This is a genomic window from Streptomyces sp. NPDC127197, assembly GCF_042672405.1.
Lineage (GTDB): Bacteria > Actinomycetota > Actinomycetes > Streptomycetales > Streptomycetaceae > Streptomyces > Streptomyces flavusporus.
In genome coordinates this window covers 45,580-55,932 of sequence record NZ_JBHXVG010000004.1, presented here as the reverse complement: position 1 = coordinate 55,932, position 10,353 = coordinate 45,580, and the positions used below count along the sequence as shown (strand labels likewise).

Here is a 10,353-nt window from a genome sequence, read left to right as displayed (position 1 = left end):
CCATCAGAACGAGCGTCAAATGATCGTCACGAGCGTCCAGCGTCAAGATATCGCTTGCAACGCCCACACCGCACATAATGCGCACGCATAAAGCCGAAGGTCAGGAGCCCTTTGCCGCCGGTTCAAGGATGGCAACGCACTCCACATGATGCGTCACCGGGATCATGTGAATACCCCTTGCCTTGGAGGAGTGAATTCAGGCACCTACGACACCGCTTACCCGCCCACCACGGAGTGGCTATGCACCCCGGCAGCCCCCTCCAGATGATCGCGGACAGCCGTGGTGAACGCGTCGCGCTCCTGATGGAACCCGGTGCGCGGCTGCAGCCACCGGTCCTCGGCAGCCAGCAACTCCCAGCACACAGGAGAACGGGCGACCGCGAGCAGCCGCGTGAGGTCGGAGTCGTTCAGCGCGCCGGCCTCCCTGATCAGGTACTTCAGAAAATCGAGATCGTCAGGACGCTGGTCCTCTTCGCGATCCCCCCAACCTTCGAGCAGTTCGTAGGCCAACCACGCGCAGACATGAGCGTCCGACCGACAATATTCCGCGTTCCCCGGACACCACCCTTCCTCCAACGCCGGCAGCGCGGAACACACCACAGCCCGCCTGACGGCATACCGCTCCATGTGCGAGCACCGCTCACGCATTCCCTCGGCATGCCGAACGACACGGTCCGGCCCCAACATCCGCAGCCCCGAGCACGCTTCCGTCAGGGCCTCACTCCCGGCACGAAGCACTTCCACACGACATTCAGCGGCGACATCCCCCAGCGTCCACACCACGTCAACGAACCCATCAGCCGCGCGCAGCAACGCCGTCCACGCCTCGCTCCTCTGCACCTCCAGCCGCAACTCCCGCTCCACTGCCCTCTGCGCGTGCGTCGTCTCCAAAGCGACCCGACGGGCGAACATGGTCTGCCATCGCGCCACCATCACCGCAGCAACCGCTGCCACCCGGACAACACCGCCCCCAGCGCCGAGAAGGCAGCACCAACGTTCTGTGCATCCACACACGCAGAATGCCGCCCGACCTGCCGCCAACGGGGGCACATGACAGGAACAGCACGGACCCTTCCACCAAATGCCAACGAACGGCCGGACCCCGTCCTACGCGGTGAGGCGGACGAGTCTCCGCCTCACCGAACACACCACGTCGGCAACTGTGAATTGTGAATAGGGCGGCTGCCAGACCTCGCGCCGCCACCTACGACACAAAGCCCGCAGGCCCCAGCACAGAACCAGCACCGGCATGACGGATGAGCTGCTCAAGGGACGACCAACATCCACCTGACCTGCATTTTTGCCATGTCAGCGCGCTTACGGTAAGCAGCGCCCCGAAAATTTGTGCAGCAGTCTCATGATGCCCGAGACCCACAAATCCTTGGAGTGCACAGCACCCTTCGCTACGCGTCCCCGTACGCCTCCCCGCCCAGCTCGAACCCGGCCGTCCCGGCGGTGACATCCGCGAGCCAGGCCCGGAAGGCGTCCACATCGGCGTCCGGGAGTCCGATCTCGATCGTGACCGCCTCCGCGTAGCGCACGTCCCGTACTTCTCGGCCGGTGGCGCGCAGGTCGTTCTGGACCTTGCCGGCCCGCTGGTGGTCGACGGTCACCGTGGCCAGCCGGAAGCGGCGGCGGGTGATCGTGCCGAGGGCGTCCAGGGCCTCGCCGACCGCTGAGCCGTACGCCCTGATGAGGCCGCCCGCACCGAGCTTGACCCCGCCGTAGTAGCGGGTGACGACGGCGACGACGTACCGCATGTCGCGGCGCAGCAGCATCTGGAGCATCGGGACGCCGGCGGTGCCGCCCGGTTCGCCGTCGTCGCTCGCCTTCTGGACCGAGGCGTCGGCGCCGATGACGTACGCCCAGCAGTTGTGCGTGGCGTCGGCGTGCTCCTTGCGCACGGCGGCGATGAAGTCCTGGGCCTCCTGCTCGGTGGCGGCCGGGGCGAGGGCGCACAGGAAGCGCGAGCGGTTGACCTCGGTTTCGTGCACGCCCGCGCGGGCGACGGTGCGGTACTCGTCCTGCATCGGGCCAGCCTATGCGGTACGCCGCGTGCGCCCGGCCCGGGAGAGGCACCCTACTTCTTGCCCGGCTTCTTGCCCCGCGGCACGATCATCGTCGTCAGCAGTGCCCTGCCCGGCGCGAGGGTGTGCCAGCCGCTGCCGTGCCAGGCCAGGACGGCGATCGCCGAGGTGGGGAACTTCGCCCGGACCCGGTCCAGTGCGTCGTCGAGGCCGTCCCCGGCAAGTGCCAGGACCAGCTCCTCCAGACCGGGGTTGTGCCCGATCAGGAGCAGCGTCTCGACCTCCGGCGGCACCTCGTGCACGACGGCCAGCAGGTCGGGCACGTCGGCTCCGTACAGCCGCGCATCGTGCCGTACGGGTGGCGGGGTGCCCCACTGGGCGGAGGCGAGTTCCCAGGTCTGACGGGCACGGGCGGCGGTGGAGCACAGGGCGAGGTCGGGCAGGCAGTCGGCCTCGGCGAGCGCGCGCCCCGCGGCCGGCGCGTCCCGTCGGCCGCGGGGCGCGAGCGGGCGCTCGTGGTCGGCGACGTCGGGCGGCCAGGCGGACTTGGCATGCCGGAGCACGACCAGGCGGCGCAGCGGGCCGGTTCCCGCCCGCGTGATCATGCCGGGGATCCCAGATCGCGGGTCAGCTCGAGCCCGAGCAACCGGTCCGTGTAGGCGTACGTCTCGAACCGCGCACCCTCCGGCAGGTCCGGGTCGGTCTCCACGCGGCGCAGGACGCGCAGGACCGACGGGACGTCCAGATCGTCCTCCCAGGCGGTACGCAGCTGTTCGCGGACCTCCTCGGGAACGGGCCGCGAAGGGCGGCGCGCCCAGGCGGCGACGGCCCGGCGCCAGCGGGCAAGGGTGTCGCGGGCCTCGCCCAGGGCGGCGGCGTCGAGGCGCACCGGACGACTTCTGTGCGGAGCGAGCAGCGCCAGACGCAACACGGCGGGATCGGCGCCGCCCCCGAGGGCCTCCCCGAGATCGACCGGCCCGGGATCCACGGGCGCGACCGCGACGCGCACTCCGTCGGGTGCCGCCCCGCCCTCCCCCACCACATGGAGGACCTGCCGCTCGGCCGGACCGGCGCCGGCGTCGCGGCGGTCCTCGAAGGGCCGGATGCCGAGGGCCGCGGCGGCCGTGCGCAGTTCCGCCCGTTCCCGTTCGCCGGACAGCAGACCCCAGACCGGCGTACTGCCGAGTTCCAGGGCGCGGACCAGGACGTCGGCGACCAGCAGCACCCGCAGGGCCGTGGCGTCGAGTCCGGGCGCGTGGGCCTCGACGCGGGTCAGTCCCCGGCGGGCGGTGGACGCGTCGACGGGTTCGCCGGTTCGGGCGTCGATGATGCGCAGCACGGGGCGAGCGTAGGCGGGCGAGCGGTCGTACGCAGCCATCTGGTGTGGTTCCGGACGAGGTGGCGGGGTTTACACGATGCACCCCGGGTCCGAACGGGGGAATCTCCGTACGCGGCCGGCCGTTGCAGTCGGAGCGGTTGTGCCGCGTGTCCAGCAGGGCGACAAGACCGAAGGAGTCCACCGTGTACGGCGACGAAGCGACGGTCCGCAAGATCCTCACCGAGCTGGGAGACACCTGGGCGGTGGTGGGCCTGTCGTCGAACCAGGACCGTGCGGCGTACGGCGTCGCCCGGGTCCTCCAGCGCTACGGCAAGCGGATCGTGCCCGTCCATCCCAAGGCGGAGACGGTGCACGGCGAGCAGGGCTACGCCTCCCTCGCCGAGATCCCCTTCGACGTGGACGTCGTCGACGTCTTCGTCAACAGCGGCCTCGCCGGTGCGGTCGCCGACGATGCGGTCGCCAAGGGCGCCAAGGCGGTCTGGTTCCAGCTCGGCGTCATCGACGAGCCGGCCTACGACCGCACCCGTGCCGCGGGCCTGGACATGGTGATGAACCGCTGCCCGGCCATCGAGATACCGCTTCTCGGCTAGGACGTACCGCAGGGCCCGGCCGAGGCCATAATGCTCGGGTGACTTACCCCTCCCCCCACATCAACTCCCTTGGCCCGCAACGTTTTCCGGTCGTCGTCGTGGGCGCCGGGCCGGCCGGGCTGACGCTCGGCAACATTCTGCGGGCCGCGTCCGTCGACTGTGTGGTGCTGGAGGTGGAGAGCAGGGAGTTCATCGAGCAACGGCCGCGGGCCGGGGTCCTCGAGGAGTGGGCCGTGCGCGGGCTCGAGCGGCGGGGCCTGGCCGGAAACCTGCTGGAACGCGCCCAGGTGCACACCCAGTGCGAGTTCCGCTTCGGCGGGCAGCGTCACCGGTTGCCGTACGCCGAACTGACGGGGCAACACCACTTCGTCTACCCGCAGCCGCTGCTGGTGACGGACCTGGTGCGCGAGTACGCCGACATACGCGCCGGGGACATCCGGTTCGGAGTGCGGGACGTCCAACTGCACGACCTGGACACCGACCGGCCCTCGGTGTCGTACACCTGCCCCGAGACCGGTCGACGTCAGGTGCTCCACTGCGACTTCGTGGCCGGCTGCGACGGGGCGCGCGGCGTGGCGCGGACGGCGCTGCCACCGGAGCGGGTCCGCATTGCGCGGCACGACTACGGCATCGGCTGGCTGGCGCTGCTCGCCGAGGCGCCGCCGTCGTCCGACTGTGTCGTGTTCGGCATCCACCCGCGCGGGTTCGCCGGGCACATGGCCCGCAGCCCTCAGGTGACCCGCTACTACCTGCAGTGCCCGCCGGGTGACGGCCCGGAGAACTGGTCGGAGGACCGCGTCTGGGCCGAACTGCAGGAGCGGCTCGGCGCGACGGACACCCCACCGCTCACCGAGGGCCGGCTGCTCGAGAAGCGCGTGCTCGACATGCACAACTACGTCGTCGAGCCGATGGCGTACGGCCGGCTGTTCCTGGCCGGTGACGCGGCCCACCTCACCGCGCCCATCGCCGCCAAGGGCATGAATCTCGCCCTCCACGACGCCTTCCTGCTCGGCGACGCGCTCGTCGCGTACCTCACCGAGGGCGACGCGAGCGGGCTGCACGGCTACTCGGCGGACAGCCTGGGCCGGGTGTGGGACTACCAGGAGTTCTCGCAGTGGCTGTCCGAGGTGTACCACGGGACCGCTTCGGGCGACCCGTACCGCGCGGGCACCGCCCTGGCCCGGCTGCGCCGCCTGTTCACCTCGCCCTCCGCCGCGACCGCTTTCGCGGAGCAGTACCTCGGCATGGACGCGACGGTCTGACTCAGTCGTGCTCCGGCCGCCCGGTGAGCCGGTGGTCGGCGAGGCTCAGCGCCTCGTCCAGGACCCTGCGCAGATGGCCGTCGCGCAGGGCGTAGATCACCCGGCGGCCCTCCTTGCGCGTGGTCACCAGTCCGGCGAGCCTCAGCCGTGCCAGGTGCTGGCTGACCGCGGGCCGCGCCGCACCGCACGCCTCGGTGAGCGTGGTGACGTCGGCCTCACCACCGCTCAGGGCGTGCAGCAGGGTCAGGCGGGTGCGGTCGCCCAGCAGCGCGAGGAGTTCGGCGGCGAGCGCGAACTGCTCCTCGCCCGGGGTGCGCGGATGCGCATCGTGCGCAGGTGACAGGTGCATGCGTGCGCTCATACGCACATAATGTCTCCAGGGAGCGGGTACGTCCACCAACGCACCGAACCCGTTCGTCCACCCCCGCGCACCGGGAGGGGATCCACGTGAGCAACCGGCACGACCACCTGCACGATCACGGACATCCGCACCGTCACGGGCGCGGCGAGCACAGCCACAGGCGTGAGGGCCGCCCTGAGAACGGCCTCCGCCGTCTCGCCCATGCCCTCACCCCGCACTCCCACGACACCGCCGACAAGGTCGACACCGCCCTGGAGTCATCGGCCCGCGGGATGCGTGCGCTCTGGGTCTCACTGGCGGTACTCGGTGCGACCGCGCTGGCGCAGGCGGTCGTGGTGGTGGCGTCCGGGTCGGTGGCGTTGCTCGGCGACACGGTGCACAACACCGCGGACGCGCTGACCGCCGTACCGCTCGGCATCGCCTTCCTGCTGGGTCGCCGCGCGGCGACCCGCCGCTTCACATACGGCTACGGCCGCGCCGAGGACCTGGCGGGCATCGTGATCGTGCTGACGATCGCCGCGTCCGCCGCCTTCGCCGGGTGGACGGCGATCGAGCGGCTGCTCGACCCGCGCCCGGTGGAGCACGTCCCGGCGGTCGCGGTGGCCGCCCTGGTCGGTTTCGCGGGCAATGAATGGGTGGCGCGCTACCGGATCCGTGTCGGCCGCTCGATCGGCTCGGCCGCGCTGGTCGCGGACGGACTGCACGCGCGTACAGACGGATTCACATCGCTGGCGGTGCTGCTCAGTGCCGGCGGCGCGGCGCTGGGCTGGCAACTCGCCGACCCGGTCGTAGGGTTGGCGATCACCGCAGCGATCGCCCTGGTGCTGCGGGACGCGGCACGCGAGGTGTTCCGGCGCGTGCTGGACGCCGTCGATCCGGCCCTGGTGGACCGGGCGGAGCGGGCGTTGCGCGAGGTGCCGGGCGTGCACGAGGTGGGCGAGCTGCGGCTGCGCTGGATCGGTCACCGGCTGCGGGCCGAGGTCGCGGTCGTGGTGGACGGAGATGTGACCGTACGTCAGGCCCATGCGATCGCCGTCGAGGCCGAACACGCCCTGCTGCACGCCGTACCGCGCCTCACCGCCGCCCTGGTGCACGCCGACCCGGCCCATGCGCCGGGCGAGGCCGATCCGCATCTGGCGCTGGCCCACCACGCGACGGTCGCCTGACCTCAGGCGATTCCCAGCCCCTCCAGCACCACCGCTCCCGGCAGCTGTGCGAACGCCTTCCCGGGGACCAGCAGTTTGCCGCGCCGTCGGCCGCTGCCGACCAGGACGTACGGCAGGTCGACCACGGCCGAGTCCACCAGCACGGCCCAGCCGTCCGGCAGTCCGATCGGGGTGATGCCGCCGTACTCCATGCCGGTCTCGCCCGTGGCCGTGTCCATCGCGGCGAACGATGCCTTGCGGGCGCCGAGTTGGCGTCGGACGGTGCCGTTGACGTCGACCCGGGTGGTGGAGAGCACGACACAGGCGGCCAGCGTCGTCTCGCCGCCGCGCCTGCCCGCAACCACCACGCAGTTCGCCGACTGCTCCAGCAGCTCCTGGCCGTAGTGCTCCACGAAGACGGCGGTGTCGGCCCACTGCGGGTCGGTGTCGACGTAGACGATCTGGTCGGCGGGGACGCTGCCGCGCCAGTGGCGTACGGCGTCGGCGACCGGGCGGGTCAGTACGTCGAGGCAGTCGGGGGCGGGGGCGGCCTGGTCGAAGTGTCCGATGGGTGCGCGCATGTCGGCACGCTAACAGCCGCCCCGTCGGCGGAGACGGGATGTCTCAGTGCACGGGCGGCACCGAGACGGCCAGCACCAGCTCCGTCGGGACGTCGCCGTCGTTGCCGTACGTGTGTGCCGCGCCCGCCTCGAAGAACGCGCTCGCGCCCGCCGGGACGCGGTACTCGACTCCGTCCACGGTCAGCGTCAGCTCGCCGGCCGTGACGTGGAGGAGTTCGACGGTGCCGGTGGGGTGCGGGTCCGAGGAGCTGCTCTCGCCCGGCATCAGCCGCCAGTCCCACATCTCCAGCGGTCCGGGGGCCTCCGTGCCCACGAGGAGCCGGCTGTAGCTGCCCGCGTCGGTGTGCCACAGCCGTACCACCTGCTCGGCCGGGACGACCCGCACCTTCGGCCCCTGCTCGTAGTCGAGGAGGGTGGTGACGCTGACCCCGAGCGCGTCGCCGATCTTGACGACCGTACCGAGGCTGGGGTTGGTCCGGGCCTGCTCGATCTGGATGAGCATGCCGCGGCTGACCCCGGCGCGGGCGGCCAGCGTGTCCAGGGTGAAGCCACGCTCGGTGCGCCAACGCCTGACGTTGCGCGCCAGGGACTGGGTCAGCAGATCGAGGTCCGACACATTCCGTCCAATAACCTGGATGATTGGGTTCATTCTACTGAACTGCGGGTCAGTGCACCCCACCTCGTTCGTGCGCCGAACCTACTGCGCCGCCAGCGGAAGAGGCGCAGCCGGCCCCTCAGGACTCGAGGTCCAGCTCGGCGAGCTTCGCCGCCGTCTCCTCGTCGAGGCAGGCAAGCGCCAGCAGCTGATCGGAGGTGACCCCGTCGGGTATCGGCACCGGCGCCGGGGTCCTGAGCGGCGGCTGCCAGCCGTCCGAGGGTGTCCAGCGCCGTACGACACGGGCAGGCGCCCCCGCCACCACCGCATGGTCGGGTACCACACCGCGTACCACCGCCCCCGCGGCCACCACCACGTTCCGCCCGATCCGCGCGCCCGGCAGGATCACGGCGCCGGTGCCGATCCAGCAGCCCGGCCCGATCTCGACCGGCTCCATCCTCGGCCACTGCTTGCCGATGGGCTGGTGCGGATCGTCGTACGAGTGGTTGGTGGACGTGACGTAGACGTACGGCCCGAAGTAGCAGTCGCTGCCGATGGTGACCGTCGTGTCGGCGATGACGTGGCTGCCCCGGCCGAGGACGACACCGTCGCCTATGCGCAGGATCGGCTCGGGGCCGAGGTCCAGGTCGGGCATCAGACCGGCGGTCAGGGTGACCTGTTCGCCGACGATGCAGTGGGCGCCGAGGTGGATCCAGGGTTCGCCGAAGACCGTGCCCAGGGGGAAGGCGAGCCTGGTACCGGTTCCCATCGCGCCGAAGCGGAACCGCCCCGGGTGCTCGGCCGTGACCGAGCCCGTGCGCTGCAACCAGGCCCAGCCGGCGTGGACGGCCCGCTGCGCCAGGCGGCGCCGCCAGGATGAGAACGTGTTCTTGCTCTTCGGCACCCGCTCACGGTACTCAGCGTCGGCTGCCCTCAAGGGGCGGTAGGGCTGTGATCTTCGCCCCACCGGGTGGCGTACCGTGCGTGTTGTTCACGACGAGGAGGCGGAGATGGCACAGCGGGCGTTGGTCACGGGCATCGGCGGCAAGGAGCCGAAGGTCGATCCGGAGGCGTTCCTGGCGCCCACGGCTTCGGTGATCGGAGACGTGACGCTGAGGGCGGGGGCGAGTGTCTGGTACGGGGCCGTACTGCGCGGCGACGTCGAGCGGATCTCCGTCGGCGCGAGCAGCAACGTCCAGGACAACTGCACCCTCCATGCGGATCCGGGATTCCCGGTCAGTGTCGGGGAGCGGGTGTCGATCGGGCACAACGCCGTGGTGCACGGTGCGACGGTCGAGGACGACTGTCTGATCGGAATGGGGGCGACCGTGCTCAACGGGGCGGTGATCGGTGCCGGTTCGCTGGTCGCCGCGCAGGCGCTGGTGCCGCAGGGGATGCAGGTGCCGCCGGGGTCGCTCGTCGCCGGGGTACCCGCGAAGGTTCGGCGGACGCTCAGTGCCGAGGAGCGGGAGGGGGTCACGCTCAACGGGACGATGTACGCGGAGTTGGCCAAGGCCCACCGCGAGGTGCACGAGTAGTGAGGCAGGGCGCGGGCCGTGGGTGGCCGGTCGCGTCCGCGCGGCGCAGCCGCATGGCGCCCCTCAGGGGGCGCTGTCGCCGACCGGAACCGGCTCCGCACCCGACTCCGGCTGCGCGACCTGCACCTTCTTCGCCTTGTGCTTGAGCACCAGCATCGACGTGAGGCCGATCAGCACCGCCAGCACCAGTCCCACCCACGAGAACCGCTTCAGCCATGCCTCGGCGACGACGCCGACGTAGTAGATGACCGCGGTGGTGCCGCCGGCCCAGAGGATGCCGCCGAAGACGTTGGCGATCAGGAACTTCCAGTACGGCATCCGCAGCACGCCCGCGAGCGGCCCGGCGAAGATCCGCAGCAGGGCGACGAAGCGGCCGAAGAAGACGGCCCACATGCCCCACTTCTCGAAGGACCGCTCGGCGGTCGCGATGTGCGCTTCGCTGAAGTGCCGCGGGAACTTCCCGCCGAGCCAGGCGAGCAACGGCCGTCCGCCCTTGCGACCGATGGCGTAGCCGATGGAGTCGCCGATGATCGCGCCGGCGCTGGCGCACGCGCCGAGGATGACGGGGTCGATGTCGCCGTGCTGGGAGGCGAGCAGCGCGGAGGAGACCAGGATGATCTCGCCCGGCAGCGGGATGCCCAGGCTCTCCAGGCCGATGACCAGCCCCACCAGCGCGTAGATGCTGACCGCGGGTACGGTCTCGAGCCACTCCTGGACGTGCACCGCCGGTTCCTCCGATTTGCGTGCCTTGGTGGAAGCCGCAGACATACGGCGTGGGCCCCGCCCCGGCGCCCCCCCCCAAGCCAACCCGGTGCCCCCCACACCACCCCGGCGGATCAACCCAGGGCGGGGGCGTCCGACACGGCCCCGGCCGTGTTTGCATACCCGACACCGGCCACGAGCGCGCGCCCGGCG

At 71.2% G+C, this 10,353-nt stretch carries 13 protein-coding genes; 4 read left to right on the top strand and 9 right to left on the bottom strand.

The features are described 5' to 3' along the window. Positions 1–216: 216 nt before the first annotated feature. The 4 genes from ACFVJQ_RS07750 to ACFVJQ_RS07735 form a co-directional block, all read right to left on the bottom strand. Complete coding sequence (locus ACFVJQ_RS07750; RefSeq protein ID WP_385515373.1) at positions 217–954, bottom strand: hypothetical protein; 738 nt, start codon at positions 952–954, stop codon at positions 217–219. Positions 955–1,403: 449 nt separating this feature from the next. Further along, the gene (locus ACFVJQ_RS07745) at positions 1,404–2,030 is read right to left on the bottom strand and encodes a YigZ family protein (RefSeq protein WP_385781731.1); all 627 of its coding nucleotides are present in this window, start codon (positions 2,028–2,030) and stop codon (positions 1,404–1,406) included. A 50-nt stretch (positions 2,031–2,080) separates the two neighbouring features. Continuing rightward, the gene (locus tag ACFVJQ_RS07740) at positions 2,081–2,632 is read right to left on the bottom strand and encodes a SixA phosphatase family protein (protein ID WP_385781728.1); all 552 of its coding nucleotides are present in this window, start codon (positions 2,630–2,632) and stop codon (positions 2,081–2,083) included. Beyond that, a complete protein-coding gene (locus ACFVJQ_RS07735) occupies positions 2,629–3,405 on the bottom strand; it encodes a hypothetical protein (protein WP_385781725.1) in 777 nt (258 codons plus the stop codon). The genes ACFVJQ_RS07740 and ACFVJQ_RS07735 overlap by 4 nt, the downstream gene beginning before the upstream one ends. A gap of 143 nt (positions 3,406–3,548) precedes the next feature. Here ACFVJQ_RS07735 and ACFVJQ_RS07730 point away from each other — a divergent pair, with 143 nt between their 5' ends. Further along, positions 3,549–3,956: a CoA-binding protein gene (locus ACFVJQ_RS07730; RefSeq protein ID WP_385781723.1), complete on the top strand. Its 408-nt coding sequence runs from the start codon at positions 3,549–3,551 to the stop codon at positions 3,954–3,956. A 38-nt stretch (positions 3,957–3,994) separates the two neighbouring features. Next, positions 3,995–5,218, top strand: coding sequence for a 4-hydroxybenzoate 3-monooxygenase (locus ACFVJQ_RS07725; RefSeq protein WP_385781720.1), 1,224 nt, complete (start codon positions 3,995–3,997; stop codon positions 5,216–5,218). 1 nt (position 5,219) lies between these two features. On the opposite strand, the gene ACFVJQ_RS07720 is transcribed toward ACFVJQ_RS07725, so the two are convergent. Further along, complete coding sequence (locus ACFVJQ_RS07720) at positions 5,220–5,579, bottom strand: metalloregulator ArsR/SmtB family transcription factor (protein WP_224735406.1); 360 nt, start codon at positions 5,577–5,579, stop codon at positions 5,220–5,222. A gap of 86 nt (positions 5,580–5,665) precedes the next feature. Between ACFVJQ_RS07720 and ACFVJQ_RS07715 the strand changes: the two genes are divergently transcribed. Next, positions 5,666–6,745, top strand: a complete 1,080-nt coding sequence (locus tag ACFVJQ_RS07715; RefSeq protein ID WP_385515367.1) for a cation diffusion facilitator family transporter — start codon at positions 5,666–5,668, stop codon at positions 6,743–6,745. Positions 6,746–6,747: 2 nt separating this feature from the next. Here ACFVJQ_RS07715 and ACFVJQ_RS07710 read toward each other — a convergent pair whose 3' ends face one another. From ACFVJQ_RS07710 to ACFVJQ_RS07700, 3 genes are all read right to left on the bottom strand, one after another. Continuing rightward, a complete protein-coding gene (locus ACFVJQ_RS07710) occupies positions 6,748–7,305 on the bottom strand; it encodes a YbaK/EbsC family protein (RefSeq protein ID WP_385515366.1) in 558 nt (185 codons plus the stop codon). Between the two features lie 43 nt (positions 7,306–7,348). Beyond that, positions 7,349–7,921, bottom strand: a complete 573-nt coding sequence (locus ACFVJQ_RS07705; RefSeq protein WP_385267165.1) for a helix-turn-helix domain-containing protein — start codon at positions 7,919–7,921, stop codon at positions 7,349–7,351. A gap of 118 nt (positions 7,922–8,039) precedes the next feature. Beyond that, positions 8,040–8,804 (bottom strand): acyltransferase, encoded by a 765-nt coding sequence (locus tag ACFVJQ_RS07700; RefSeq protein ID WP_385515365.1) that lies wholly within the window; start codon positions 8,802–8,804, stop codon positions 8,040–8,042. Between the two features lie 106 nt (positions 8,805–8,910). Here ACFVJQ_RS07700 and ACFVJQ_RS07695 point away from each other — a divergent pair, with 106 nt between their 5' ends. Continuing rightward, positions 8,911–9,438 carry a gamma carbonic anhydrase family protein gene (locus ACFVJQ_RS07695; protein WP_385782240.1) on the top strand — a complete coding sequence of 176 codons (528 nt, stop codon included), beginning with the start codon at positions 8,911–8,913 and terminating at the stop codon, positions 9,436–9,438. A gap of 63 nt (positions 9,439–9,501) precedes the next feature. Here ACFVJQ_RS07695 and ACFVJQ_RS07690 read toward each other — a convergent pair whose 3' ends face one another. Then, on the bottom strand, positions 9,502–10,161 hold the full coding sequence (locus ACFVJQ_RS07690) for a DedA family protein (RefSeq protein WP_385782238.1): 660 nt from the start codon (positions 10,159–10,161) through the stop codon (positions 9,502–9,504). Between the last annotated feature and the right edge of the window lie 192 nt (positions 10,162–10,353).